Annotated in this window: 23 protein-coding genes and 1 pseudogene; 18 read left to right on the forward strand and 6 right to left on the reverse strand. The window is 58.8% G+C overall.

All coding sequences use genetic code 11. From position 1 onward, the window contains the following. Nucleotides 1-5: 5 nt before the first annotated feature. Entirely contained in the window at nucleotides 6-785 is a 780-nt protein-coding gene (locus tag CFter6_RS08180) for a transporter substrate-binding domain-containing protein (RefSeq protein ID WP_061539507.1), read from the reverse strand. Between the two features lies 1 nt (nucleotide 786). Further along, complete coding sequence (locus CFter6_RS08185; RefSeq protein WP_061539508.1) at nucleotides 787-1,509, reverse strand: GntR family transcriptional regulator; 723 nt, start codon at nucleotides 1,507-1,509, stop codon at nucleotides 787-789. Between the two features lie 226 nt (nucleotides 1,510-1,735). On the opposite strand from CFter6_RS08185, the gene CFter6_RS08190 reads away from it, so the two are divergent. Both CFter6_RS08190 and CFter6_RS08195 read left to right on the forward strand, forming a co-directional pair. After that, complete coding sequence (locus CFter6_RS08190; protein WP_061539509.1) at nucleotides 1,736-2,215, forward strand: GNAT family N-acetyltransferase; 480 nt, start codon at nucleotides 1,736-1,738, stop codon at nucleotides 2,213-2,215. A gap of 223 nt (nucleotides 2,216-2,438) precedes the next feature. Beyond that, entirely contained in the window at nucleotides 2,439-3,506 is a 1,068-nt protein-coding gene (locus CFter6_RS08195) for a mechanosensitive ion channel family protein (protein ID WP_061539510.1), read from the forward strand. On the opposite strand, the gene CFter6_RS08200 is transcribed toward CFter6_RS08195, so the two are convergent. Continuing rightward, nucleotides 3,503-4,423 carry a choline sulfate utilization transcriptional regulator gene (locus tag CFter6_RS08200; RefSeq protein WP_061539511.1) on the reverse strand — a complete coding sequence of 307 codons (921 nt, stop codon included), beginning with the start codon at nucleotides 4,421-4,423 and terminating at the stop codon, nucleotides 3,503-3,505. The genes CFter6_RS08195 and CFter6_RS08200 overlap by 4 nt on opposite strands. Nucleotides 4,424-4,530: 107 nt before the next feature. On the opposite strand from CFter6_RS08200, the gene betC reads away from it, so the two are divergent. Both betC and choX read left to right on the forward strand, forming a co-directional pair. After that, on the forward strand, nucleotides 4,531-6,066 hold the full coding sequence (gene betC, locus CFter6_RS08205) for a choline-sulfatase (protein ID WP_061539512.1): 1,536 nt from the start codon (nucleotides 4,531-4,533) through the stop codon (nucleotides 6,064-6,066). A 17-nt stretch (nucleotides 6,067-6,083) separates the two neighbouring features. Further along, the gene (gene choX, locus CFter6_RS08210) at nucleotides 6,084-7,028 is read left to right on the forward strand and encodes a choline ABC transporter substrate-binding protein (protein ID WP_061539513.1); all 945 of its coding nucleotides are present in this window, start codon (nucleotides 6,084-6,086) and stop codon (nucleotides 7,026-7,028) included. A gap of 107 nt (nucleotides 7,029-7,135) precedes the next feature. Here choX and ppc read toward each other — a convergent pair whose 3' ends face one another. Then, nucleotides 7,136-10,009, reverse strand: coding sequence for a phosphoenolpyruvate carboxylase (gene ppc, locus CFter6_RS08215; RefSeq protein WP_150118679.1), 2,874 nt, complete (start codon nucleotides 10,007-10,009; stop codon nucleotides 7,136-7,138). A gap of 264 nt (nucleotides 10,010-10,273) precedes the next feature. Between ppc and hemC the strand changes: the two genes are divergently transcribed. The 11 genes from hemC (at nucleotide 10,274) to CFter6_RS08260 (ending at nucleotide 20,302) form a co-directional block, all read left to right on the forward strand. After that, a complete protein-coding gene (gene hemC, locus CFter6_RS08220; RefSeq protein ID WP_082814661.1) occupies nucleotides 10,274-11,215 on the forward strand; it encodes a hydroxymethylbilane synthase in 942 nt (313 codons plus the stop codon). Next, nucleotides 11,215-11,994 carry a uroporphyrinogen-III synthase gene (locus CFter6_RS08225; RefSeq protein WP_167351371.1) on the forward strand — a complete coding sequence of 260 codons (780 nt, stop codon included), beginning with the start codon at nucleotides 11,215-11,217 and terminating at the stop codon, nucleotides 11,992-11,994. Before hemC ends, CFter6_RS08225 begins: the two co-directional genes overlap by 1 nt. Next, nucleotides 11,991-13,175 carry a uroporphyrinogen-III C-methyltransferase gene (locus CFter6_RS08230; protein WP_061539516.1) on the forward strand — a complete coding sequence of 395 codons (1,185 nt, stop codon included), beginning with the start codon at nucleotides 11,991-11,993 and terminating at the stop codon, nucleotides 13,173-13,175. Before CFter6_RS08225 ends, CFter6_RS08230 begins: the two co-directional genes overlap by 4 nt. 4 nt (nucleotides 13,176-13,179) lie before the next feature. Then, entirely contained in the window at nucleotides 13,180-14,376 is a 1,197-nt protein-coding gene (locus CFter6_RS08235) for a heme biosynthesis protein HemY (protein WP_061539517.1), read from the forward strand. Between the two features lie 188 nt (nucleotides 14,377-14,564). Beyond that, entirely contained in the window at nucleotides 14,565-15,887 is a 1,323-nt protein-coding gene (locus CFter6_RS08240; RefSeq protein ID WP_061539518.1) for a hemolysin family protein, read from the forward strand. Nucleotides 15,888-16,348: 461 nt separating this feature from the next. Beyond that, nucleotides 16,349-16,777 carry a PAAR domain-containing protein gene (locus tag CFter6_RS26380; protein ID WP_061539519.1) on the forward strand — a complete coding sequence of 143 codons (429 nt, stop codon included), beginning with the start codon at nucleotides 16,349-16,351 and terminating at the stop codon, nucleotides 16,775-16,777. 23 nt (nucleotides 16,778-16,800) lie between these two features. Further along, nucleotides 16,801-17,613 carry a hypothetical protein gene (locus CFter6_RS26385; RefSeq protein ID WP_236904574.1) on the forward strand — a complete coding sequence of 271 codons (813 nt, stop codon included), beginning with the start codon at nucleotides 16,801-16,803 and terminating at the stop codon, nucleotides 17,611-17,613. Between the two features lie 7 nt (nucleotides 17,614-17,620). Next, nucleotides 17,621-18,127 carry a hypothetical protein gene (locus CFter6_RS25550; protein WP_150118680.1) on the forward strand — a complete coding sequence of 169 codons (507 nt, stop codon included), beginning with the start codon at nucleotides 17,621-17,623 and terminating at the stop codon, nucleotides 18,125-18,127. Nucleotides 18,128-18,498: 371 nt separating this feature from the next. Next, on the forward strand, nucleotides 18,499-19,074 hold the full coding sequence (locus tag CFter6_RS08255) for a hypothetical protein (protein WP_150118681.1): 576 nt from the start codon (nucleotides 18,499-18,501) through the stop codon (nucleotides 19,072-19,074). A 99-nt stretch (nucleotides 19,075-19,173) separates the two neighbouring features. Further along, on the forward strand, nucleotides 19,174-19,428 hold the full coding sequence (locus CFter6_RS25555) for a hypothetical protein (RefSeq protein ID WP_150118682.1): 255 nt from the start codon (nucleotides 19,174-19,176) through the stop codon (nucleotides 19,426-19,428). Between the two features lie 217 nt (nucleotides 19,429-19,645). Then, complete coding sequence (locus tag CFter6_RS08260) at nucleotides 19,646-20,302, forward strand: DsbA family oxidoreductase (RefSeq protein WP_061539522.1); 657 nt, start codon at nucleotides 19,646-19,648, stop codon at nucleotides 20,300-20,302. A 664-nt stretch (nucleotides 20,303-20,966) separates the two neighbouring features. Here CFter6_RS08260 and CFter6_RS08265 read toward each other — a convergent pair. Further along, nucleotides 20,967-21,545: a TetR/AcrR family transcriptional regulator gene (locus tag CFter6_RS08265; RefSeq protein WP_061539523.1), complete on the reverse strand. Its 579-nt coding sequence runs from the start codon at nucleotides 21,543-21,545 to the stop codon at nucleotides 20,967-20,969. 156 nt (nucleotides 21,546-21,701) lie between these two features. Here CFter6_RS08265 and CFter6_RS08270 point away from each other — a divergent pair, with 156 nt between their 5' ends. The 3 genes and pseudogenes from CFter6_RS08270 (at nucleotide 21,702) to CFter6_RS08275 (ending at nucleotide 23,317) form a co-directional block, all read left to right on the forward strand. Next, nucleotides 21,702-22,454, forward strand: coding sequence for an SDR family NAD(P)-dependent oxidoreductase (locus CFter6_RS08270; protein ID WP_061539524.1), 753 nt, complete (start codon nucleotides 21,702-21,704; stop codon nucleotides 22,452-22,454). A gap of 17 nt (nucleotides 22,455-22,471) precedes the next feature. Continuing rightward, nucleotides 22,472-22,624: pseudogene (locus CFter6_RS26390) on the forward strand (NADP oxidoreductase coenzyme); the annotation flags it as partial. Nucleotides 22,625-22,684: 60 nt separating this feature from the next. Next, a complete protein-coding gene (locus tag CFter6_RS08275; protein ID WP_061539525.1) occupies nucleotides 22,685-23,317 on the forward strand; it encodes a class I SAM-dependent methyltransferase in 633 nt (210 codons plus the stop codon). A gap of 270 nt (nucleotides 23,318-23,587) precedes the next feature. On the opposite strand, the gene CFter6_RS08280 is transcribed toward CFter6_RS08275, so the two are convergent. Next, nucleotides 23,588-25,792, reverse strand: a complete 2,205-nt coding sequence (locus tag CFter6_RS08280) for an OsmC domain/YcaO domain-containing protein (protein ID WP_061539526.1) — start codon at nucleotides 25,790-25,792, stop codon at nucleotides 23,588-23,590. Nucleotides 25,793-25,820 lie beyond the last annotated feature (28 nt).

Consider the following 25,820-nt stretch of genomic DNA (forward strand, 5'->3'; position numbering starts at 1 on the left):
GGCGCTTACAGGTTGGCCGGCAAAGGCAGGCCCAGCCACTTCACGCTCAGCGCGTTCAGTTCGCCGTCCTTCTTGGTTTGCGCCAGGATGGCGTTGACCTTGTCGAGCAGTTTCGGTTCATCCTTGCTGAGGCCGATCGAGCACGGCGAATTCTTGATCAGGAATTTGGTTTCCGGTTTCTTCGGTGGATTCTTGGCGATGATCGCTGCCGCCACCACGTTACCGGTCGCTACCAGCTGCACCTGGCCCGAGAGGAAGGCGCTGATGGTGCCGTTGTTGTCTTCATAGCGCTTGATGGTGGCGCTGGCGGGAGCGATCTTAGTCAGTTCCAGGTCTTCCACCGCGCCGCGGGTCACGCCTACGGTCTTGCCGGCCAGGTCGGCCGCGCTGCTGACCTTCTGGTCGGCGCCGCCGAACACGCCGTTATAAAACGGCGCGTAGGCGTCGCTGAAGGCGATCACTTTTTCGCGTTCCGGATTTTTACCCAGGCTGGAAATGATCAGGTCGACTTTCTTGGTTTGCAGGTAAGGCACCCGGTTGGCGCTGGTGACCGGGATCAGTTCGATCTTGACTCCCATTTTCTTGGCGATCAGGGTGGCGACATCGATGTCCAGGCCCTGCGGCTTGAGGTCGCTGGTGACCGAACCGAACGGCGGGAAATCCTGCGGCACGGCGACCTTCAGTACGCCGCTCTTGACGATGTCGTCAAGCGCATCGGCTCTGGCCGTGCTGCTGAAAAGGGCTGCGGCGGCGGCCAAGGCGAGCAAAATCTTTGGAAATTTCATCTTAAAACTCCTTCAGCGGGGGTGATGTTGCAAAGTCGGCATTCTCGGAAAGTGGGGCCAGCGCCTGTCGTAGCGGCGACAGGGAATCGCTGCGCAGCGATTGGTCCAGGCCTGCTTCGACATTGCATAAATGGTTGTGCATCAGTTGCTCCGCCAGCTCCAGGTCGCCGCCTTCCAGCGCGGCGACGATGCCGACGTGTTCGGCGCAGGATTGCCTGGCGTGGTGCGAGGACTGGTATTGCATGGCGGTCAGGGTGGTGCGGGTAGTGAGGTCGCGCAGGGTATCGGCCAGCAGGGTATTGCCGAACGATTCGCACAGGCAGACATGGAAATCGCCCAGAAGGAAGCTGCGGGTGGCGACATCGTCGCCTTCCAGCGCAGCCTGTTCACGTTCGACATGCTGGCGCAGTTTGCGGATGGCATCGGCGCCGATCGGCCGCGCATGGCGCAGCAGCCCCAGCTCCAGCACCCGGCGCGCTTCGAAAGCGTCGCGCGCATCTTCCGGCGTCGGTTCGATCACATACCAGCCGCGGCGCGCGCTGACGGTGACGATGCCGCGTGTCACCAGGCGCGTCAGGGCTTCGCGGATCTGGGTGCGGCTGACCCCGAACAGTTCCGCCAGCTGCTGCTCCCCCAGCCGGGTGCCGGGGGCGAGCTTGCGCGCCAGCATCGCTTCGGTAATCCGTTCGGCGATTTGGGTGGACGATTTGGCGGCGGCGGTCATGCTGCTGTATCAGCAAGTCGTATGCCAGGCGCCTTCCCGGACTGATGCACCAATCTGATATACAAGTTTGGTGTATCAGTTCACCAAATTGGTAAGCGCTGCCGCTTATTGACACTTAATGTCACTAAAAAGGGGCGCGGCTGCGCTTTTTTGGCACTCGCCCGGCATTGCCCGCCGCTGATATAAAATCGGAAACATCAATCAATACTGAACCAGGAGCAGGAACATGACTCAGATAGTGAATGCCGATTTTGCCAATGCCCGCCACGCCAGCGCCATCGTGGAACTGCTGGACGGCTACGCCATGGATGCCATGGGCGGCGGCCAGCAGCTGGCCGATTTCGTCAAAAGCAACCTGATCGCCGCCATCAGCAAAAGGAACGATGTCCACGTGGTGCTGGCTTTTGTCGATGACGAGCCAGCGGGGGTGGCGATCTGCATCGAAGGATTTTCGACATTCGCCTGCCAGCCGCTGCTGAATATCCACGACCTGGCGGTCGCCGCGAAATTTCGCGGCCGCGGGATTTCCAAGCTGCTGATGGCGCAGGTCGAGCAGGTGGCGCTTGGCCTGGGCTGCTGCAAGATCACGCTCGAAGTGCTGGAAGGCAACCTGCGCGCCCAGGCGCTGTACAAGTCGACCGGGTTTGCCGGCTACGAACTCGATCCGGCCATGGGCAAAGCCATGCTGATGCAGAAAAAACTTTAGTGTCCTGAGTTAGAAGTTCGTCGAAGAAAAGCGATGAAATCGGTGCCATACGTCGTTGCAAATACTCGCAAGGGGCCACACCCTTGCTCCGTTTTGCGCCTAGCCTGACACCGATTTCATCACTTTTCTTATTCAACGAACTTCTAACTCAGGACACTAATCCGACGCCAGCCGGAAACAATGGGGGCGGCGCCGGATTCGACCAACCAATGGGAGTCCATGGATGAATCTGAGCATTTTCCCCGAGTTGCAATACCTGGAAACCAGCCTGTACGTATTCGGCGCTGCCTTGCTGGCAGCAGTACTGGCCGGCGTGCTGCATCGCGTGGGCATCATGCTGCTGCGGCGGCTGGTGCGCAACCGGCCTTACATCACCAACGCCAGCTTTATCGCTTACCGCGCCAGCCAGGTGTGCCTGATGCTGTTCGCGGTGCGCCTGGTGCTGACCGGGGCGCCGGACGATACGCCATGGCTGGTGCCGCTGTCCTACCTGACCTCGGTGGCGCTGATCATCGCCTTGACCTGGCTGGCGATGCGCTGCATCCGCACCTTGAGCGCCACCGTGGTCCAGCTCAACCCGGTGAGCGCCGCTGATAACCTGAAAGCCCGCCGCATCCTGACCCAGACCAGGGTCCTGACACGCAGCGCCTACTTCATTGCGGCGCTGCTTGGCCTGGGGTTTGTCTTGCTGACCTTGCCCGGTGCGCGCCAGTTCGGTGCCAGCCTGCTGGCCTCGGCCGGGGTGGCGGGCCTGGTCGCAGGGATTGCGGCGCGGCCGGTGCTGGGCAATTTCATCGCCGGCATGCAGATTGCGTTTTCGCAGCCGATCCGCATCGACGATGTCTTGATCGTCCAGGGCGAGTGGGGGCGGGTCGAGGAAATCACCGGCACCTTCGTGGTGGTGCGGATCTGGGATGAACGGCGCCTGATCGTGCCTTTGCAGTGGTTTATCGAAAATCCTTTCGAGAACTGGACCCACACCTCTTCCACCATCCTCGGCACGGTGTTCCTGTGGCTCGATTTCAGCGTCCCGGTGCCGGCCGTGCGGACCGAATTCGAGCGCATATGCAAGCAATCTTCCTTGTGGGATGGCCGGGTTTGCGTCTTGCACGTGACCGACGCCAATGAACGCGCCATGCAATTGCGGCTGCTGGTCAGCGCCAGGGATTCCGGCACCGCCTTCGATCTGCGCTGCGCCATCCGCGAGGCCATGCTGGCTTTCATTGCCGGGAACTATCCGGACAGCCTGCCGCGGTTGCGCGCAGCGCTCGATCCCCGGCCTGCCGCTTAGGCGGTTGCGGCAGGATCGCCGCACTCACCGATGATCCACTGGCGGAACAAGTCGATGGCGGCGGTCGTCCGCTGTGCGTTGGGGCGCACCAGGAAGTAGCCATTATCGGTCTGCACCGGGTTGGCAGCGGCGCGCACCAGCTGGCCGCCGCGCAGCAAATCCTCGACCAGCGGCAGCCAGCCCAGCGCCAGGCCCTGTCCGGCGATGGCGGCCTGGATCACCAGCGGGTAGTTGTTGAAGCTGAGGTCGTGCGCGCCATCGCTGGCCGCCAGCTGGTGCCGGGCGAACCAGCTGTCCCAGCTCAGCCAGCGCATCGGTTCCTCGCTTTCCAGGTGCAGCAGCGGCAATGCCGTCAGTTCGCTGATATCTGCGCCAGCGGCATGGCTGGCCAGGAAACCCGGGCTGCACACCGGAACCACGATTTCGGGGAACAGCAGTTCTGCCTCGCAGCCCGGCCACCGACCGGCGCCGAAAGCGATCGCTACGTCGACCGCTTCCTCGCGGATGTCGAAAGCTTTCTGTGACGTGACTATGCGCACGTCGAGGTCGGCCACCAGTTTGCGCAGGGCGCCCAGCTGGGGCATCAGCCAGTAAGCGGCGAAGCCGAAGTCGGTTGCCACCGTCAGCATCCGGCGCGAACGCTGCGCGCGGATTTGCGCCACGGCGCTGCCGATGGTGCCTAGGCTCTCGTGCACCGCTTCGAACAGGCGCACGCCGTCAGCGCTCAATGAGACGCCGCGGTGGGCGCGCTTGAACAGAGGTACGCCCAGGTCTTCTTCCAGCATGCCGATGCGGTGGCTGACCGCCGGCTGAGTGGTGCCGAGTTCCTGCGCCGCCGCGGTGAAATTCAAGTGACGAGCCGCGGCTTCGAAGAACACCAGGTTTTGCAAGGGCGGCAATCGGTGCGGCTTAGCCATAAGCTCTCTTTATGGTTGCATAACGATTTACGGGCTTCACACCCATGAAATCACGATGCTAGACTAATTCATTACATAAAGCCAATCAATGCCAGGAGAGAAAAACGATGAGCCGCAAGCCGAATATTCTGATCCTGATGGCAGACCAGCTGACGCCAGCCGCGCTGGCGGCTTACGGCAACCGTGTCTGCAAGACGCCCAATATCGACGCGCTGGCGGAGGATGGCGTGGTATTCGATTCCGCCTACACCAACAGCCCGCTATGCGCGCCGTCGCGTTACGTATTCATGGCCGGCAAGCTGCCGTCGGCGATCGGCGCCTACGACAACGCCGCCGAGCTGGGCGCGGAGGTGCTGACCTTCGGCCATTACCTGCGCCACGCCGGCTACCGCACCATCTTGTCCGGCAAGATGCATTTCTGCGGCGCCGACCAGCTGCACGGCTTTGAAGAGCGCCTGACCACCGACATCTATCCCGCGGATTTCGGCTGGACTCCTGACTGGGACCATCCGCAGCAGCGCCCGAGCTGGTACCACAACATGAGTTCGGTGATCGACGCCGGGCCATGCATACGCACCAACCAGCTCGATTTCGACGAAGAGGTAGTCGCCGCCGCCCGGCAAAAACTGTTCGACATTGCACGCGATGGCGATGAGCGCCCGTTTTGCATGCTGGTTTCGATGACCCACCCGCACGACCCCTACGCCATCCCCGAGCAATACTGGAACCTGTACCGGGACGAAGACATCGACATGCCGCGGGTAAACCTGGCGCCCGAACAGCTCGATCCGCACTCGCGGCGCCTGCGCCACGTCAGCGACATGGACCGCACGCCGGTCACGGAGCAGCAGGTGCGCAACGCCCGCCGCGCATACTACGGCGCGGTTTCCTATGTCGACGAACAGATCGGCCGCATCCGGCAGACGCTGGAGCAGACCGGCATGGCCGGCGATACCGTCATCCTGCTGCTGGCCGACCATGGCGACATGCTGGGCGAGCGCGGGCTCTGGTACAAGATGAATTTCTTCGAAGGCGCCGCCCGCATACCGCTGATCGTGCATGCGCCGGACCGCTTCCGGCCGCAGCGGGTGGCGGCGTCGGTCTCGCTGACCGATATCTTGCCGACCCTGGTCGACCTCGCTTTCGACGGCGCCGCGCCGCCGTATCCCGAGGCAATCGACGGCCGCAGCCTGCTGCCGCACCTGCAAGGCAGGGCGGGGCACGACGAAGTGATCGGCGAGTATTGCGGCGAGGGTGCGCTGGCGCCGATTGTGATGATACGGCGCGGTCCCTACAAATTCATCCACTCGGCGGTCGATCCCGACCAGCTATACCACCTTGTGCGCGATCCCGACGAGCTGGAGAACCTGGCGACCGATCCAGGCTCCCTGGCCGCGCTTGAACAATTCCGCCAGGAAGCCGGTCATCGATGGAACCTGCCCAAGCTGCACGACCAGGTAGTCGCCAGCCAGCGCCGGCGGCGCTTCCACTTTGCAGCGCAAAGTACAGGCACGGCCCGGCACTGGGATTACCAGCCGGTGCAAGACGCCAGCCTGCGTTTCATGCGCAATCACATCGACCTTGACGCACTGGAGGCGATGGCGCGTTTTCCGGCGGTTTCGGGTAAAAGTTCGAGTAAATAAGCTGGAGGAGAAACATCATGCCGAGAAAAGCTGTTCCGTCGATACTGGCTTGCCTGCTGTTTTTGCATCACAGTGCTTTTGCGGCTGAGGCCGACGCCTGCAAGCTGGTGCGCATGGCCGATCCCGGCTGGAGCGACATTACCGCAACCAATGCCATCGCCGGCATCTTGCTGGGCGCGCTCGGTTATGAGCAGAAGGTGGATCACCTGTCGGTTCCCATCACTTTCGTCGGCTTGAAAAAGGGCCAGGTCGATGTCTTCCTCGGTAACTGGATGCCGGCGCAAAAGCCGCTGGTGGAAACACAGCTCAAGGATGGCGCCATCGACGTCTTGCATGCCAACCTGGTCAACGCCAAGTTCACGCTCGCCGTTCCCAGCTACGTCGCCGCAGCGGGCGTCAAGTCTTTCACCGACCTGGCCAGGTTCGCCGGTAAATTCGACAGCAAGATTTACGGCATCGAAACCGGTGCGCCGGCCAACCAGAACATCCAGGCGATGCTGGCAGCCAAGTCGTTCGGGCTGGACGGCTGGAAACTGGTGGAGTCGAGTGAACAAAGCATGTTGAGCCAGGTCGCACGCAAGGTCTCGGCCAAGGAGTGGATCGTATTCCTGGCCTGGGAGCCGCACCTGATGAATACCCGCTTCCAGCTCACTTACCTGGATGGCGGCAATGCCTATTTCGGCCCCAACTACGGCGGCGCCACCGTGAACACCTTGGCGCGCAAAGGCTACGCGGCGCAGTGCCCGAACGCAGGCCGCCTGTTCAGCCAGATGGAATTTACCGTCGACCTGGAAAACAAGATTATCAACGAGGTGCTGACGCAGAAAGTGGATGCGAAGACCGCCGCGGCGCGGCAGTTGAAACAGCACCCCGAGCTGTTGCAGGCATGGCTAAATGGCGTCAAGACACGTGGCGGCGAAGATGGTTTGCCGGCAATGAAGAAGATGCTTGGCTTGAACTAGCGGCAGTCTCGCAGTAGGGTGGGCAGGTTTTTCTGCCCACGCGGACGCTCTAGCTCAAACGAGCAAGATTCCGCGTGGGCACAGGTGCTCACCCTACATGGAGCGCGTCAGCCGGTGTTGCGCAGACCGGCGGCAATGCCGTTGATGCTCAGGTGGATGCCGCGTTTCACCCTTTCTTCCGTCGTGCGGCCGGCGGCGGTCACGCTGCGGTGGCGCTTGATCAGTTCGACCTGCAAGTGGTTCAGCGGATCGAGGTAGGCGAAGCGGTTTTTGATCGAACGCGCCAGCAGCGGATTGCCCGACAGGCGGTCCTTGGAGCCGGTGATGGCCGACAGGATGCTGCTGGTGCGCTCATGTTCATCGACGATGCGCTTGAAGATGCTGTTGCGCAGCTTGCGGTCGGTGACCAGCCCGGCGTAGCGCGAGGCCACCGCCAGGTCGGTCTTCGACAGCACCATGTCCATGTTCGACAGCAGGGTGGCGAAGAACGGCCATTCCTTGTACATGGCGCGCAAGGTCGCCAGCTTCTGGGTCTTGAGCTTGCTGTCCTTTCCTTCTTCCAGCCAGCTTTCGATGGCGCTGCCGAAGCCGTACCAGCCCGGTAGCAGCAGGCGGCACTGGCCCCAGGAAAAGCCCCAGGGGATCGCGCGCAAGTCTTCGATGCGGCGCGTCGATTTGCGCGAGGCAGGGCGCGAACCGATGTTCAGTTCGGCGATCTCGGCAATTGGCGTCGCTGCAAAGAAGTAGTCGGTGAAACCGGGGGTTTCATAGACCAAGTTGCGATAAGACTGGTAAGCGCGCTCCGACAAGCCGTCCATCAATTGTTCAAATTCGCCCAGCTGCTTGGCCTGTCTGGTGTTGGCATTGTTGGGCATCAGGCTCGCTTCCAGCGTCGCCGCCACCAGCAGCTCCAGGTTGCGGCGGCCGATTTCCGGGTTGGAAAACTTGGAAGCGATGATCTCGCCTTGTTCGGTCAGGCGGATCTGGCCGTTGACGGTGCCCGGCGGCTGCGCCAGGATCGCCTGGTAGCTCGGGCCGCCGCCGCGGCCGACGGTGCCGCCGCGGCCATGGAACAGGCGCAGCTTGACGCCGGCGCGGTCGAACACGCGCACCAGCTGGATCTCGGCCTTGTACAGCTCCCAGTTGGAAGTCAGGAAACCGCCGTCCTTGTTGGAGTCGGAATAACCCAGCATCACTTCCTGCAGCTTGCCTTGTTTGGCGATCAGCCGTTCCACCGGCGCCAAAGCCATGAACTGCTCCATGATGGCGGCGGCGCGGCGCAGGTCGGGAATGGTTTCGAATAGCGGGATCACCATGACTTCCAGCTCGCCGACGGCAGCCTTGCCCTTGCCCGCAACGGCATCAGGCCGCAGCAGGCCGGTTTCCTGTTGCAGCAGCAGGACTTCCAGCAAGTCGGACACGGTCTCGGTGTGCGAGATGATGTAGTTGCGGATCGAACGCGCGCCATAGCGCTGGCGCATCTCGCCGGCCGCGCGCAAGATCGACAGTTCGGACACGGTTTCGTCCGAATACTCGATATAGGGCGAGTACAGCAGGCGCGGCTTGGCCAGTTCGCCCAGCAGCAGGTCGATCTTCTGTTCTTCGCTGAGCTTGTCGTAGGCACCTTCCACCTGGGCTTGGGCGAACAGCTCTGTCAGCACCCGCTCGTGGACGTCGGAGCTCTGGCGCATGTCGAGCGAAGCCAGGTGGAAGCCGAAAATCTCGGAAGCGCGCTTGAGCGTCGCCAGCCGCGGCTTGACCAGGGCGCTGCCGTGGTGGGCGCGCAGCGAGTCTTCGACGATCTGCAATTCCTGGGTGAATTCCTGCGGCGTCGCATAGTGGGCGGCGGCGCCGACTTCCTGGCGCAGGATGTTGGTGGCGCCGAGTTCGCGCGCGGTCGAGGCCAGCCGCGCGTAGATGCCGATCAGGGCGCGCCGGTAGGGTTCGTCGGAACGATGGTCCGAAGTGTCGGGCGAGCTTTCCGCCAGCGCCAGCAATTCCTGGTTGACGTTGACCATCAGGGTCGAGACCGACAGCTCCGCACCCAGGGCATGTACTTCTTCCAGGTAGAAATCGAAAATGGTGGTCGATTGCCGCGACAGGGCGCGCTGCATGGTGCCGGCGTTGACATTGGGATTGCCGTCGCGGTCGCCGCCGATCCAGCTGCCCATCTGCACGAAGGGCGCCAGTTCGGTGCTGGCGCCGCCGCTGGCCTGGCGCGCACGGGTCGGGAACTGGGTGGCGATTTCACCTTCGATGTCGTCATACAGCGCCGGCAGTTCGCGCAGGAAGGTGATGCGGTAGTAAGACAGCGCGTTCTCGATTTCGTCGGCCACCGTCAACTTGGTATAGCGCAGCATCCGGGTTTGCCACAGGGTGGCGATGCGGCCGCGCAGCAGTTCGGTGTTGTCGCGCAGTTCTTTCGCGGTCAAGGGGCGGTCGCGCTCAGCCAGCAGGCGAGCGATCTCGCGCTCGGCATCGAGGATGCTCTTGCGCTGCACTTCGGTCGGGTGGGCAGTCAGGACCGGTGAAATCAAGGCGTCTTTCAGGAAGCTGCGCACGGTAGCGCCGGAGACGCCGGCGTCGTCCAGCTTGCTCAGGGCATGCGCAACGCTGCCGGGCTGGGCTGCCGATCCGGCCAGCAAGTGGGCGCGGCGGCGCCGGTTGTGGTGCTGGTCTTCGGCGATATTGGCCAGGTGCGAGAAATAGGAAAACGCGCGCACCACCGAATTGGTCTGGTCGCGCGTGAGTTTTTTCAGCAGCTTGTCGAGGTCGGCGCCGGCCTGCGGATCCGATTCGCGGCGGAAGCGCACCGCGGTCTGGCGTATGGTTTCCACGACTTCAAATACCGCGTCGCCCTCCTGATCGCGCAGCACATCGCCCAGCAGGCGGCCCAGCAGACGGATGTCTTCTTTGAGCGGAGCATCTTTGTTGGGAGCGGGTTTTTTTACCTGGACAGCAGAATTCAATTGTTTTGCCATAATGGACGAGTGCAATCAGCTTTTCTGGGGTGGGGGACGAAGGATTCGGAACCTGTTAACTTGTTAAGCGGGCGCTGTCTATATAAGTCTTTTGATATAAGCTGTACAACTGAGACAGTACACGGCGCATGCTAAAATCCGCCGCGAAAATGTTGCATTTTGTGCCGCGTTTTGACGAACAGCCTTGGCGGTTGGGTAAACCTGCCTTGGCGCTATCGATATTGACCGCGTTGTCTGGTGGCTAGCTAAAATCTGAAAGAACTTGTGTCGAAAATATCCTCCCCTTCCAAGTTGGTGATCGCATCGCGTGAAAGCCCGCTGGCCATGTGGCAAGCGGAACACGTGCGCGAACGGTTATCTGCATTATATCCAGACTGTAATATAGAAATCCTCGGTATGACCACCCGCGGCGATCAAATTCTTGATCGTACCTTGTCCAAGGTCGGCGGCAAGGGCCTGTTCATCAAGGAACTGGAAGTGGCGATGGAGGAAGGCCGCGCCGACCTGGCCGTGCATTCGCTGAAGGACATGCCGATGGAGCTGCCGCCAGGGTTTGTGCTGAGCGCGGTGCTGGAGCGCGAAGATCCGCGCGATGCGTTTGTGTCGAACGACTACGCCAGCCTGGAGCAGCTGCCTGCCGGCGCCATCGTTGGCACCAGCAGCCTGCGTCGCCAGGCCTTGATCGCTGCGCGCTTCCCCTTGCTGCAGATCAAGCCTTTGCGTGGCAATCTCGGTACCCGCCTGGCCAAGCTCGACCGCGGCGAATATGCCGCCATCATCCTGGCCGCGGCTGGCCTCAAGCGGCTTGGCCTGGCCGACCGCATCACAGCCCCGATCGAGCCCGAGCAGAGCTTGCCGGCGCCGGGGCAGGGCGCGATGGCGATCGAGATCCGCGCCGACCGCGCCGACCTGCAGGAGCTGCTCGCGCCCCTGAACCATTTGCCTACGGAACTGGCGGTCACAGCTGAGCGCACCTTGTCGCGCGCCTTCGGCGGCAGCTGCCAGGTGCCGCTGGCGGCGTTTGCCACCATCGACGGCGACCAGATGCGCTTGCGCGCCATGATCGCGACGCCGGACGGCCTGCGGGTTGCGGTTGCCGACGCCAGCGGCGCCGCCGACGCGCCGGAAGTACTGGGAGAAACCATCGCCGCAGCACTGGAGGCGCAGGACGCCGGAGCCATCCTGGCGCTGTGCAAGGAGGCCTAGTGCCACCTGCCTTGCGCCCGGTCGTCATTACCAGGCCGCTGCAGCAAGCCTCGGCGCTGGCGCAGCAGATCGCGGCGCGCGGCCGCCAGCCGGTGATTTTTCCCTTGCTGGAAATCCTGCCGCTAAGCGACAGCACACCGTTGCAAGCCGTCCTCGGCCAGCTCGCCAGCTTTGCACTGGTGGTGTTTGTCAGCCCCAACGCGATCGACGCCGCGTTTCGCCACATCGCTGGCTGGCCCGGGCAGCTGCCGGTCGGCATCGTCGGCGAGGGCAGCAGGGCGGCGCTGGCGCGCCACGGCCTGACGGCGCACAACACCACCATCTTCAGTCCGCCCGATCCGGCCAGGACCGATTCCGAAGGTTTGCTGCAAGCACTTGACCTGGACGCCTTGCGCGGCCGCCAGGTGCTGCTGGTGCGCGGCGAAAGCGGCCGCGAATTTTTTGCCGACAGTTTGCTGGCGGCGGGTATCAAGGTGCAGGCCGTAGCTGCTTACCGACGCCAGGCGCCGGTGCTCGATGCCTCCTTGAGAACCCGCCTGCAATCCTTGCTGGATAGCGAAAACGACTGGATATTGACCAGCTCGGAAGCGCTCAGGCACCTGGTCGACCTGGTGCAAGCGCTTGCGGGCGGCGCCGGTGTTGCAAAAATCCAACAGCAGAAACTCCTTGTCCCGCATGCCCGTATTGCCGAAACGGCACATGTGCTTGGATTTACTGACGTTACTCTGACCGGCTCAGGCGACGAACGGCTACTCGACGCGTTACAATTCCCGCTATGAACGAATCGATACCCACTCCAGAATCGAACCAGCCTGCTGGTCCTGCCGTCGGCGCCACGGCATCGCCATCGTCGCAGCCCTTGCTGCAGCCTTACAAGGTCAACCAGGACAAGGGTTCCAAACGCTCGCTTGGCCTGGTGTACGGCATATTGCTGCTGCTGGCCCTGCTGCTGGCGGCGCAATGGTGGGCGACGCGCAACGAGAACGGCAAGCTGCGCCAGGAGCTGGCGCGCCGCCTGCAGGTCGGCGACAGCACCAATACCGAAACCAAGGTGCTGGTGAAGTCGGTGCAGGACGAAGCCAAGGAATTGCAAGGCAAGGTCAGCGTGCTGGAAAACAAGCAGGTCGAGTCGCAAAGCCAGCAACTGGCGCTGGAGCAGCTGTATAAGGACCTGTCGCGCAACAGCGATGACTGGACCCTGGCGCAGGTGGAAGACGTGCTGTCGACCGCCAGCCAGCAATTGCAACTGGCCGGCAACGTCCAGGGCGCGCTGATCGCGCTGCAGAATGCCGACAAGAACCTGTCGCGTTCCGACAAGCCGCAATTCATCATCGTGCGGCGCGCCATCGCCAGCGATATCGAAAAACTGAAAGCCTTGCCGACGCTGGACGTCACCGGCATCGCCGTGCGCCTCGACAGCATCATCGGCCAGATCGACGGCATGCCCTTGCTGTCCGATGAAAAACCGATCGTCGGCATCAGCAAGCCGAACAACCAGGCGGTGGCCAGCAGCAAGCCAAAGGCCGCCGGTTCCGGCAATATCGCCAAAACCCAGGTGGTGGCGGACGCCGTGGTGACCGACTGGAAGAACAGCCTGAAGGACAAGTGGCAAAGCTGGAGCAGCGAGATGTGGACCGAAATCAGCCAGCTGATCAGGGTGCGCACCGTCGACACGCCCGACGCCTTGCTGCTGTCGCCGACCCAGGCTTATTACGCCCGGGAGAACCTGAAGCTGCGTTTGCTCAATGCTCGCCTCGGCCTGCTGTCGCGTAACGAGTCGGCATTCCGCAGCGACCTGATCGCCGCCCAGGAAACCATCACCAAATATTTCGACACCCGGGCCAAGCAGACCCAGACCGTGCAGACCTTGCTCAAGCAGGTCCAAAGCAGCAATCTTTCGATCACCATGCCGGCGCTGGATAGCCCCGCGGCGATCCGTACTTACAAAGGCAAGCCATAGTCCTATGCGATTCTTTCTCCGGCTTGTTGCTCTGTTTGCAGTCGCCATCGGCCTGGCCGTGCTGGCGCGTTACAACCCCGGTAATGTGGTGATGTTTTTCCCGCCGTACCGGATCGACCTGTCGCTGAACTTCTTCGTCATCTCGCTGGCGATCCTGTTCATCATCCTGTACGTGCTGATCCGGGCGATCCGGGTTACGCAGAAATTGCCGGGCCGGGTGATCGGCTACCGCCGCCACAAACGCGAAACCACTGCCAACAACGCCTTGCGCGATGCACTCAAGTCCTTGTTCGAAGGCCGTTTCGGCCAGGCTGAAAAAGCCGCCACGCGCGCTGCCGAACTGCAGGATAACCTGGGCGTGGCAGCCTTGATCGGCGCCCGCGCCGCCCATCGCATGGGGCAGCCGGAACGGCGCGACATCTGGCTGGCCAGCATCGAAGACGACGAGCCGCTGAAAACCGCGCGCCTGATCACCACGCTGGACTTGCTGGTGGACGAGCACAAGTCGCAGGACGCGTTGCATGCCGTGAATGAGCTCAACGCCCGCGGCACGCGCCACATCCACGCCTTGCGGCTGGCGCTGAAAGCCAACCAGCAAGCCAAGAACTGGCCGGAAGTGCTGCGCCTGGTGCGCACCCTGAACAAGCACGATGCCTTGCATCCGGCCTTGTCGACACGCTTGCGCGAGCTGGCTTACGACGGTTTGCTGTCGGACGAAGCGCACGACGCCGAATCGATCATCCGGCTGTGGGGCACGGTGCCGAACGAAGACCGTACCAAGCCCTTCATCGCCATGCGCGGCGCCCAGGCTTTCAACAAGAGCGGTTTGCACGCGGAAGCGCGCGCCCTCGTCGAAAAATCGCTGGCGACAGAATGGGACCAGCGCTTGCTGGCGGTCTATCGTGATGCGGCTGCAGCCGAGGCCTCGCCCGAGCTGCTGTCGCAAATCGAGCATTGCGAACACTGGGCCGTCAGGGCGCCCAACGACCCCGAGCTGGCGCTGACTTTGGGCACGTTCTGCTTCAAGCAAAAATTATGGGGCAAGGCCCAGCGCCACCTGGAGCAGGCTTTGTCGGATGCGGTAGCGCCGGCCACGGTGCGCGAAGCGCATCTGAAACTGGGGCAATTGCACGAGGCGATCGACCAGCAGGCGCTGGCAGCCGAGCATTATCGCCAGTGCGCGCTGGCTACCACGCTATAACGGGAACATCGCCGTAGCCTTGCGCTACGCTGAAATGGGGCAGGGTTGATTACGCAGTCTGGCAGCGTAAGACCCTGTCCCTTTTTTCTTGGCTGCCGCTATTTTCAAAGATGGAATTGCCGCGATTTTGTTGAAAGCACAATCGTCGCCTATACTTGTAATCCGTCATTACCCATGAAAGAGATTCATTGAACAACCTGTTATTGGTTATCGCAGCATTATTTCTGGTAGCACTCAACGGTTTTTTTGTTGCTGCCGAATTCGGTTTAGTCAAATTACGCCAGACCCGTATCCGCGCCATCGCCAAGACCCAAGGCTTGCGCGGGCGCATCCTGGCGCTAGTGCATCGCCAGCTGGACGCTTATCTGTCCGCCTGCCAACTCGGTATTACACTCGCCTCGCTGGGCCTGGGCTGGATCGGCGAGCCGGCGTTCGCCGGCCTGCTGCAGCCTGTATTCGGCTGGGTTGGCATCAGCTCGCCGGAACTGATACACGGCATTTCCTTCTTCTTCGCTTTCTTCCTGATTTCCTTCCTGCACATCGTGATCGGCGAACTCGCGCCCAAGACCGTCGCGATCCGCAATCCGGAAGTGATAGGCCTGTGGTGCGCCTTGCCACTGTACGGTTTTTACTGGGCCATGTACCCGGCGATCTGGGCGCTCAACGCCAGCGCCAACTGGATCCTGCGCCTGGCCGGCCTGGCCGGCGCCCATGGCCACGACGCCCAGTATTCGGCGGATGAGCTGAAACTGATCCTGCGCGGCAGCCACGCCGGCGAAAAATTCAACCGCGACGAATGGAACGTGCTGGCGCAATCGCTCGATTTCAGCGAGCTCGAAGTATCCGACCTGATGCGCCCCATCAACGAGATCACGGCCCTGCACCAGGCGCGCAGCCTGCAGGAAAACCTGCAGACCATCTATCGCCACCGCTTCAGCCGTTATCCCTACTTTGACCAGAGCGGCGTCAATGTACTGGGCGTGATCCATCTCAAGGATCTGTTCATCGCGCAGCAGGAAGGCAAGTCGATCGAAAGCCTGAACGCTTATCTGCGCCCGGTGGAATATGTATCGTCGCGCATGCCGGCGCTGGAACTGTTCCGCCGCTTCCGTACCGGTTCGCCGCATTTCGCCATCATCGGCAAAAAAGGCAGCAAGCCGGAAGGTTTCATCACCTTGGATAACCTGCTGGGTGCGATGGTAGGGGAGATCCGCGATGAATTCCGGCGCAACGACAACGAATGGAGCCGCCTCGACGACGGCACCTTGCTGGGCAAGGGCAGCCTGCCGATCTTCAGCCTGGAGCGCATACTCGGCATCGACGTCGCGATCGACGGCGACGAAGACGTCGACTCGGTAGGCGGCCTGATCATGGCCAAGCTGGGCGACCTGCCGCATGAAGGACAGAAGATCGAATTCGACGGTTTCGACATCGTGGTCAAGAAGATGAACGGGCCGCGGATTGTGCTGGTGAAGGTTTATCCTGCGTCGCGTACGGTTGATGCTGAATAGGCACTATGCCGATTGCGATCATATTGAAGAATCTTTATGGTTGATTCGTTCGCGAAAAAGAACGCGCAGGATTGACATCCTGAACTGCAAAAATCGTCCAAGCCGCGCCACGCGATAGTGGGGAGCTTTAGGGCGTTGGTTTTACATTTTGCGCCTGTCTGTCAACCTTGCCATCTGCCGCCCTCCCAGTCTGAAAGCGGAAAGCGACCTTGCAGCAACTCTGGAGATCGCCATGACTTGCATCAACACGTCCCCCCCAACCAATGATGGACAGATGGGGAAATAAGGTTTTATGGGGGTAGGTGCTTGTGTGCAATTGGTATCAACGAATTGGACCATTGGGCCTTGTTGGCCGACATTGGATAGGTGACTGTCCATTTCAGGTAGATGCCAGCAAATTTACTTGCAAAATAAATAATATTCTGTAAGGATAGCCTAGGAGCAATTTTCAGGGGCTATCAATGGCAATGCGAAAGATTGTTGTCGTAGGGGATAAAACGACGACAAGTGGTGTGGTCCTGCCGAACGCGAATTCAACTTTTTCAGTTGGCGATGCTGGTCATAAGGTTGCGCTAATCGGGGGCCAAGCAACCTGCCTGGCTTGCAAAGGCGTGGGAATCATTGCCAAGGCAGGCGGTCCGCGCAGGATGGACTTCATGGGAGAAGTAGCTTTGGAGAACGACATCGTTATTTGCGGATGTCCGATCCATCCGAAGCTAGTGTCTAATCTCCACCAAACTGCTACTCACGATGACCAAGCCGAGTCTCAAGGCACAGTGCCGCCCCCAGCCGCAGCTTCTGGCGCCAGCATACCTGCAGTTAACGATCAACCAGCGGCTCAAACGAAACGCTATGACGAGCAGATTAAATTCCTGCTTGGTTCAGGGTAGCGCTGGCTGGTGCGGCTTACACATTGACGCTTGATGATGGCAGCAAGGTTACCGGAACAACCGATGCCGATGGTAAAACTGAGCGAATTACAACACCTGAGCCGCGAATGATCACACAAGCTAACTTGCAGCCGAATGTGGCATTTTGTTGCGCCCGGCAAGCTGAAAATTCTGGTGGTGGCGGAGATAGTATCGATGTCAAATTGAGTGGAGTCAAAACAAACGCCAATGCTCTTGGCTCATCTGTGACAGAACACAAAGTGGAAGAAAAAGTCCGACCGTTGACGGCCGGAGAGATTGATCTGGCAAAAAAAATATTTCGTGACTCGGTCGACTACTCCAAGGTCAAAGTCCACAACGGCGCTTACATGATAGGTGCCGGTGACAATGCCATGACGCCGAATGGCGAAATGTATTTTCCAAGCGATTTTTACAAACCTGATTATTCGACGGGGAAAAATTCAGATAAGGTCTGGTTTATTCACGAAATGACCCACGTTTGGCAGTATCAGCTGGGGTACAGCGTCAAATGGGGAGGCATCAAAATACAAATCAAAGGGGGATATAAGTATGACCCCGGCCAAGATGTCGCACGGGCGTATAAATACAATCCCACGGTTGATCTTGATAAGCCAATGTCAGATTTCAATATGGAGCAGCAAGGAGATTTAGTTTCACACTATTTTGATGGTATGTTTCTTGACGACGATGGTTCAATCCGAGACCATTTGCGACATGTCGCAAATATGAATTTTTACGCGCGTTCACTGATCAACTTCCTGAGAGATCCTAAAGATGCATCGTCTCTTCCAAAAACAACTCATATTGAAGACTAACTTAGGCTTGGCGCTGACCATCACGGCCATGTCGGGCGCGATGGCGATGTCGGGTCCTTTCGAGCATCCGGCTCAGGTAATTCTGAAAGATGGATCTCCGTGTTTTTTCTCGGATTTTGGAGAAAGGCCCTGGAATGGTTACAACTTGACCGTGGAAATCAACAAAGGCAGTTCAGCAGGCATGGTTTGGGTAATCAGTACAGCTGAAACCGTTGAAAAGCCTTCCACTGTCCAAAGTTGCGTTCGGTACGGACAAGCTGTCGGGCCGGCCAAAACGATCAAGCCGGCAGTCCCGCTGCGTGATGGCCTGCCATATTTAGGGATTATGGATACAGGCGATCGCGCACGATATGGGATTCCGTTTTGCATAGGCCGAGATTCTCAAGCTAACCCAATCCTTACGAAATGGAACGAAAATGGTGATGGATGCACAGAAGTGCCATTGAACGGGCAGGCAAGCCATCGTTATTCGAGCGATGGTTCAGTAAGTGAGAACACTATTGCAGGAAGATGAGGATCGGGCCTTGCAGTGACACATCCATGTTCTCCCGTTTATCTATGGCCATTACCCACGTACTATCAATCCAAAAAGAAGCGATTGCACTGACTACCAACTGGTATCCACACTTGGACTACTGACCTCAGTCGGTGTAGTAATACTAGCCTTCAAAATCTGGCCATAGGCGAATCTCCGTAAAACTGTACGGAAGATAAGGATCAAGGAAAGACGGGAGTGGGTCTTGCAGCGACACCTTCATGTTCACCCATTTATCATTGCAAGACCTGGCTCTGGGCTCGGCCCCATATATTGATGCCGGAATACTATCTGGCGCGGTGATTCATCTGCGTTGCACAAATTCACTACCGTCATCGGAGATTCACTTCGTGCACAAACTCATCGCCCGCGCTCTTCTATTTTTATTCCTTGCTGCCTGTACATTTTGCGCGATCGCTTCAGAAAGGGAAGTTGTCGCAAAAATCTACGGACGAGCTATCTATCGCGACGAATTACAGGGTAACGACAAGAATCTCGAATCGCTATTGATTGCCCCTTTGTTTGAACGGTTTGCCGCCGAGAATCACATCCGCGCGACCGAATCAGAGATCGAAGAATTCATCACAGCGACGGCAGGAATTTCACCCTCCGCCACACTCCCTGAACAGCGCGCCGTGATGCATGACATGGGCAAGAATTTCGTGCTCGGCTGGAAGATTAACAAGGCGCTCTACAAAAAATATGGTGGCGACGTGATCTTCCAGCAAGCCAATCCGTTGGAGCCAGTTGGGGCCGAGCGTCGTTTCCTGGAGGAGCAAGAAAAATCCGGCTCTTTCCAAATCCTGGATGCTAAAGAACGTGCGAAATTCTTCGAATACTATGTTCGGCCGCAACATTTCGTCATTCCACCGTCCGAGGTAAATTACGATTTACCTTGGTGGAAGGGAGTAAAGTCGAGACAGTAAAGCCTGATGTTATCGAATATCCGCGAAGAAGTTCGGTTTTTTAGCTAGGCGTTCTCAAAGACCAAGTGCAGCACTAATTTCGTTTTGAAAGGTATGTTTATGAATAAAATGAGTAAAAATACAATTTCAATAATTGGCGCGGTCTTAATTGGCGCTCTTGTTTTATATGTTGGAGGACCTGGAAATCTCTTTCATTCGCCCGCTAAATCAACTCCTGAACTTAGACAAAAATGTATTGATGATATGAATCTAAATCATGTTACAGATGATTCTTCGTTAAAACGATGTGACGATGCGCAGTTCGCTAAACAAATTACGGCCTCTGACGCTGCTCGTGTTTCACCAACCAACTAATTGACTTTGATATCCGATCTTGGTTTTTTGGATCGGCCCCGGATAGATTTCGAGAAAACTCAAATATTTTTGATAAAGTTCTCTAACTTGAAAGGCCGCATCCGGCCAGAAGCGGACATCTCTGCGACACCCTCGGATGACACTCGCACATCCGACTTACAATATCTTCATCCATTAACGCCACCTGACGACAGGTGCCATGCCATGAGGTATTGCCATGAATAACGCTTTGAAAATCGATTTCGTCTCCGATGTTGTATGCCCCTGGTGTGCGATCGGGCTGGCGGGTCTCAATATCGCGCTCGAACGCCTCGCTCCGGAGACGCACGTCGACTTCACCGTCCATCCGTTCGAGCTCAACCCTGGTATGCCCGCGGCCGGGCAGGAGCAACTTGAGCATATCACCGAAAAATACGGCATCACCGCCGATCAGGCACGCATCAACCGTGAACAGATCCGGGCCAGGGCGGCTGCCGTCGGTTTCACCATGAACCGCGATGACGCCAGCCGTGTCTACAACACTTTCGACGCGCATCGTCTGCTTGCCTGGGCGAAAGAGGCGAATGCGCAAGCAACGCTCAAACTGGTCTTGCTCAAAGCCTATTTCACCGACGGGAAAAACATCGCGGACAGGAATGTGCTGGCGGAACTTGCCAGGCAAGCCGGCCTGGATGGCGCCGAAGCCGACGAAGTACTGGCATCGGATCGGTTTGTTCAGGAAGTGAAGGAAGAGGAAACGCTGTGGGCCCAGCGCGGCATCAGCGGCGTGCCCGCAGTCATCGTGAATGATCGCTACCTGATCTCGGGCGGCCAGTCGCCGGAGGTATTTGAAGAGCAGCTTCGGGCGATCCTGGCGAGCGACGAGCGGGAGTGATTGTCGCGGGGGAGTGTTCACGAACTGGCGCTGACCGGGAATGGCCGGCGCCGGCCATGGCCCGACGTTCACTTGTCAAAGCTCGATGTCTCAAAGCGGACGTTAGGAACAGAATCAACGCTGAAAGATCTCGAGGACCAATGGCTCTCCACAACACCGCTCACTGTTATTCAGTCCGGCACCAGTTGAAGCACAGCGCGCCGTCAGGAAGAGCAGCATCAAGACGACCAACAGTGAGCGCTGAAGCCCAATCCAGCAGCACACCCGCTCGACGATGCGGGTCGAACCCGAGGCTCAGTGTCAAACGCTGATCCCAGTCGACGAGCGCGCGTTTCGTCGACTGCTGCCTGTACCTGACGCCGAGAGTTCGGCGAGCGCTGAAGAATTCGGCCGGACCGGCAGTTAGCCGCAATCGTGCGCGGCGGCGGAGGTGACTTGGGAGATTGGGCGGCAGCGTATGCCAGGAATTGGATAACACGCAGCTCTGTCCACGGTTCGGGATCAGTCTTCCACACGGCCCCAATCGTCTGAGTGGCGTGTGCGTGCGACAAAACGTAGGACGGGCTGTTGGTCTCGGCGATTCTCAAGCGGGTCCGTTGATCGCCCTACATTGCACACTCGCTCGCTCAACGTCTCGGCAATGGCCATTCGATGCCGATCCGATTCAATATACTGCCTTTTTGATATTGCTGCTCGACCGATTTGGCAGGATGGCGCTAGTAACAATGTGAACGAGATGATCAGCCCGTGGCGCGAATGACGGTAGGTCGACGAGCCAGCCGAGCGCCGCCATCAGGCCGAACAGGTCGTCCCCATTCATATCGGTGCGCGCCGTTCCTTCGGCCTGAGCACGGAGCAGTAGTCGCGCGCTCGCTGAGTGCACCGCTGCGCATGAAGCATAAAGAGCGGAGTCCGGGTTCGCGTGGGCGGCCGCCATCAGGGCGACGACGCCCCTATAGCTTTGGGCGAATGCCATCCATTCGCAAAACCAAGACACGAGCGCTTCGCCAGGTGAATTCGACGTTTCGAGTTCGTCTGCCTTCTGCGTCAGTTCGTCCAGATTCGTACACAACAACGCTTCAAACAAGGCTTCTCGCGTCGGGAAATGACGCAGCAGTGTAGCCAAGCCGACGCCAGCCCGGCGGGCGATATCTCGCATGGACGCATCGACACCGTGCTTGGCGACAACGTCGTGCGCGACTGCAAGTAGATGGCTGTAATTTTTTTTGGCGTCGGCTCGCATGGGGCTCCTTGACAAACGGATCGCTGATCCATATAATTGGATCACTGGTTCAGATGCTGTGAATCAGGATCTGGATCTGTGATCCGAATGATACAGCGCCTTTGCCCCAATGGGAACAGCGGCGCTGCCTTACAGCACAAACAATGGTGAAAGATTATGAAAAAATTAGAAGGTAAGGTTGCAGTTATCACGGGCGGAAGCAGCGGGATTGGCTTGGCCACAGCCAAGCGCTTCGTGGAAGAAGGTGCGCACGTCGTGATCACTGGACGACGAGAGAAAGAGCTGAAGGAGGCCGCCGCCGCCATCAAGAGAAACGTTACGACGGTCGTGGGCGACGTGTCGCGCTTGGAAGATCTGGACCGGCTCTATGCCGTCGTGAAAGAGAAACATGGTCACATCGACGTTCTCTTCGCGAACGCGGGCGCAGGGACAATCGCACCGCTCGCGGTAGCTGCTGAGGCCCATTTTGACCAGACCTTCGACGTGAACGTGAAGGGAATGTTCTTTACGGTACAGAAGGCCCTTCCCCTCTTCAAAGACGGCGGTTCGATTATCCTGAACTCTTCGGTCTCAAACGTCCTCGGGCTTCCAGGATTTACTGCTTACGCCGCGAGTAAGGCGGCTGTGCGCAACTTCGCACGCGGCTGGACTTTGGAATTGAAAGACCGCAAGATCCGCGTAAATAGTATGAGTCCCGGAGCAATCGACACCCCGGCCTTGGCGACGACGACGGGCCTTACCGCTGAACAGGCCGAGCAAGCAGTCGCACAGTTCACCACGCAGATCCCAATGGGCCGCAGAGGCATGCCCGAGGAAATCGCGGCAGCAGTCGCGTTCCTCGCCTCCGATGAAAGTTCTTACATCACCGGTGTGGATCTTGCCGTCGATGGAGGCATGGCGCAGGTCTGACCCCGGCGCGCTCCTGTGACGACGCAGCAACGGAAATTGATGCGCTTGCGGAAAATCTCGGTTTCTCGCCGATCAAACTTGGCGGGCTTTCGGAAGGTGCACTGCTTGTGCAGGCGCGCGGAAATAGCTGGGGTCAATTGATCTTTAAGGACCTGGTCAAGTTCGACTGATGGATCGCGATCGCAGATGTCGCTGCAATTACCTATACCCAACCGTAACGGAGATTCCCGATGTACGAACAATCCAAACTATCCGAGTTGATCCAGTTCGCACGAGTTGTTGCGGGCTCTACCGTCATCGATGTTTACCCAGGCGACGGCGACTGGACTCGTCTATTCTCCGACATCGTGGGACCCGGAGGACGGGTCTACAGCTTCGTGCCGGCCGAAGTTGCCAACTTCAAGAACGATCCGCTAGGCCGCATGCGGACGCTCACGAAGGAGCCGGGCCGAGAGAACGTCGAAGCCGTCTCCGCGGACCTCGTGGCGATGCCGAAGGCTACGCAACCAGCGGACGTCCTGTGGTTGCACCTGTTCTACCACGATCTCCACACCGAGCTGATGCAGGCCAGGGGCGCAACGGCGGCCCACTTCAATCGAGCCGTCTACGAGCGGTTGAAGCCCGGTGGGTCCTACGTCATCGTAGACCACGCCGCCGCCGTCGGGGCGGGCACGAGCGGCGCTCAGTCGCTGCATCGGATTGAGCCGGCATCCGTTCGCGAGGAGGTGGAGGCGGCCGGTTTCGTACTGGACGCGGAGAGCACCATGCTCGCGAACAATGGCGATCTGCACTCGATCAAGGTGTTCGATCCGTCGATCAAGGGCGAGACCGATCGCTTCGCCTATCGGTTCGTGAAGCCCTGACAGGTCTCGGCACTGACCCTGCCTGGTCCGGTTGCGGATTTCGCTTCCCGAAAGCGGACACCCGTGGCCGTCTCCTTGGGGCCGTAAGCTACCTATCACCAGTGACTGTTATCGGCTGTGGATTCAACCGGTGGAGGCCGCAGCTCTCAAGATAGAAACATTAAAGCGAAAGCCGTCATCAACACCGATCCACGCCGGCACAGCTGGTCGCTCCGGCATCGAACGCAGGGGGATGAACTGCGTCAGCGCATCCCGCCATGACTCGTCACCCTAACGGGCTGTAGCCGTCACCTTGGCCCGAGCCCTATGCAATTTCTTGTAGCTGTCGATAAGTCGCTGGTGCCTGTCGAGACCCTCCAGTTTCATGCTCGTCGGCGTTAACCCGAAGAAGCGCACGCTGCCGTCCACTGACCCCATTACGGCGTCCATCCGTGCATTGCCAAACATCCGGCGGAAATTGGCCACGTAATCGTCTAGTTCCAGGTCCTCATCCAGCAGCACTTCCAGCACCACATTCAAAGCCTGATAAAACAATCCGCGCTCGACCGTGTTGTCGTTGTACTGCAGGAAGGCTCCCACCAGTTCTTGCGCTTCCTCAAATTGCTGTAAGGCGAGATGAATCAGCAGCTTCAACTCGAGAACTGTCAGTTGCCCCCAGTCCGTATTCTCGTCAAATTCGATGCCGATCAATGTGGCGATGTCGGAATAGTCATCGAGCTCATTGTTATCCAGGCGCTCCAGCAGCGCTTCCAGCCTCGCATCGTCCAGGCGATGCAGGTTCAAGATATCGGTGCGGAACAACAGCGCCTTGTTGGTGTTATCCCAGACCAAATCTTCTATCGGGTAAATTTCCGAATAACCGGGCACCAGAATACGGCAGGCTACGGCGCCTAAATTGTCATACGCCGCCACGTACACTTCTTTGCCCATGTCTTCGAGAATGGCGAACAAGGTCGCAGCTTCCTGGGTATTGGAGTTTTCCCCCCGGCCGGAAAAATCCCATTCGACAAAATCGAAATCCGCTTTGGCGCTGAAAAAGCGCCATGACACAATGCCGCTGGAATCGATGAAGTGTTCGACAAAGTTATTTGGCTCAGTCACGGCTTCACTTGCAAAGGTGGGCCGGGGCAATTCGTTCAGGCCTTCAAAACTGCGGCCCTGCAGCAATTCCGTCAGGCTGCGCTCCAGCGCCACCTCCAAGCTTGGGTGCGCGCCGAATGAGGCAAACACACCGCCTGTCCGCGGGTTCATCAAGGTGACGCACATCACCGGGTACACACCTCCCAGCGACGCATCTTTCACCAGCACCGGAAAGCCCTGTTCTTCCAAGCCCTGAATGCCGGCCAGAATTCCGGGGTATTTCGCCAGCACTTCCTGCGGCACATCAGGCAATGTGATTTCACCTTCCAGAATTTCGCGTTTTACCGCCCGTTCGAAAATTTCCGACAGACATTGCACCTGCGCTTCGGCCAGCGTGTTGCCGGCACTCATGCCATTGCTGACGTACAGGTTTTCGACCAGGTTGGACGGAAAATACACCACCTCGCCATCTGACTGTCGCACAAACGGCAGTGAACAAATCCCGCGCTGCACATTACCGGAGTTTGTGTCAATCAGATGCGAGCCAAATAAATCGCCGTCGGGATTGTAAATTGGCAGACAATACTCATCCAGAATTTCAGCCGGCAGCGCATCTTTACGGCCAGGCTTAAACCAGCGCTCGTTCGGGTAATGCACAAACGCGGCGTCGGCGATGTCTTCGCCCCAAAACGTGCCGGCGTAGAAATGGTTGTTATTGAGCCGCTCGATATACTCTCCGAGCGCCGACGCCAATGCGCTTTCCTTGGTCGCTCCCTTGCCGTTGGTGAAACACATCGGCGAGTGCGCATCGCGGATATGCAGCGACCACACATTGGGAACAAGATTGCGCCACGAAGCGATTTCAATCTTGATGCCCAAGTTCGCCAAAACGCCCGACATATTGGCGATGGTTTGCTCCAACGGCAGATCCTTGCCTGCAATATAGGTGCTGACGTCAGAAGCCGGCTTCAAGGTCAGCAGGGCCTGGGCATCGGCATCCAGGTTCTCTACCTCTTCAATGACAAATTCGGGGCCGGCTTGCACCACTTTTTTCACGGTACAACGGTCGATGGAGCGCAAAATGCCCTGGCGGTCTTTGGCAGAGATATCCGCCGGCAACTCGACCTGAATCTTGAAAATCTGCTGGTAGCGGTTTTCCGGGTCAACGATATTATTCTGCGACAGGCGGATATTCTCGGTAGGAATGTTGCGAGTTACGCAATACAATTTCACAAAATACGCTGCGCACAAGGCTGACGAGGCCAGAAAATAATCGAAAGGGCCAGGCGCCGAGCCATCGCCCTTATAGCGGATAGGCTGGTCGGCCACTACCGTGAAGTCATCGAACTTGGCTTCAAGACGTAGCTTATCGAGAAAGTTGACCTTGATTTCCATGGGGGAACTTTAAAAATGATGTAGCCGC

Origin of the sequence: Collimonas fungivorans, from assembly GCF_001584145.1 — a bacterium.
GTDB lineage: Bacteria > Pseudomonadota > Gammaproteobacteria > Burkholderiales > Burkholderiaceae_D > Collimonas > Collimonas fungivorans.

Excerpts from the sequence above, each read along its gene's own strand:
- CFter6_RS08195 (WP_061539510.1), top strand. The coding sequence starts at position 2,439 with ATGAATCTGAGCATTTTCCCCGAGTTGCAATACCTGGAAACCAGCCTG.
- CFter6_RS08260 (WP_061539522.1), top strand. The coding sequence starts at position 19,646 with ATGAATAACGCTTTGAAAATCGATTTCGTCTCCGATGTTGTATGCCCC.
- CFter6_RS08275 (WP_061539525.1), top strand. The coding sequence starts at position 22,685 with ATGTACGAACAATCCAAACTATCCGAGTTGATCCAGTTCGCACGAGTT.
- CFter6_RS08270 (WP_061539524.1), top strand. The coding sequence starts at position 21,702 with ATGAAAAAATTAGAAGGTAAGGTTGCAGTTATCACGGGCGGAAGCAGC.
- CFter6_RS08180 (WP_061539507.1), bottom strand. The coding sequence starts at position 785 with ATGAAATTTCCAAAGATTTTGCTCGCCTTGGCCGCCGCCGCAGCCCTT.
- CFter6_RS08200 (WP_061539511.1), bottom strand. The coding sequence starts at position 4,423 with ATGGCTAAGCCGCACCGATTGCCGCCCTTGCAAAACCTGGTGTTCTTC.
- betC (WP_061539512.1), top strand. The coding sequence starts at position 4,531 with ATGAGCCGCAAGCCGAATATTCTGATCCTGATGGCAGACCAGCTGACG.
- CFter6_RS08235 (WP_061539517.1), top strand. The coding sequence starts at position 13,180 with ATGCGATTCTTTCTCCGGCTTGTTGCTCTGTTTGCAGTCGCCATCGGC.
- CFter6_RS08265 (WP_061539523.1), bottom strand. The coding sequence starts at position 21,545 with ATGCGAGCCGACGCCAAAAAAAATTACAGCCATCTACTTGCAGTCGCG.
- CFter6_RS08280 (WP_061539526.1), bottom strand. The coding sequence starts at position 25,792 with ATGGAAATCAAGGTCAACTTTCTCGATAAGCTACGTCTTGAAGCCAAG.
- CFter6_RS26380 (WP_061539519.1), top strand. The coding sequence starts at position 16,349 with ATGGCAATGCGAAAGATTGTTGTCGTAGGGGATAAAACGACGACAAGT.
- CFter6_RS08185 (WP_061539508.1), bottom strand. The coding sequence starts at position 1,509 with ATGACCGCCGCCGCCAAATCGTCCACCCAAATCGCCGAACGGATTACC.
- ppc (WP_150118679.1), bottom strand. The coding sequence starts at position 10,009 with ATGGCAAAACAATTGAATTCTGCTGTCCAGGTAAAAAAACCCGCTCCC.
- CFter6_RS08190 (WP_061539509.1), top strand. The coding sequence starts at position 1,736 with ATGACTCAGATAGTGAATGCCGATTTTGCCAATGCCCGCCACGCCAGC.
- CFter6_RS25555 (WP_150118682.1), top strand. The coding sequence starts at position 19,174 with ATGAATAAAATGAGTAAAAATACAATTTCAATAATTGGCGCGGTCTTA.
- CFter6_RS08230 (WP_061539516.1), top strand. The coding sequence starts at position 11,991 with ATGAACGAATCGATACCCACTCCAGAATCGAACCAGCCTGCTGGTCCT.
- choX (WP_061539513.1), top strand. The coding sequence starts at position 6,084 with ATGCCGAGAAAAGCTGTTCCGTCGATACTGGCTTGCCTGCTGTTTTTG.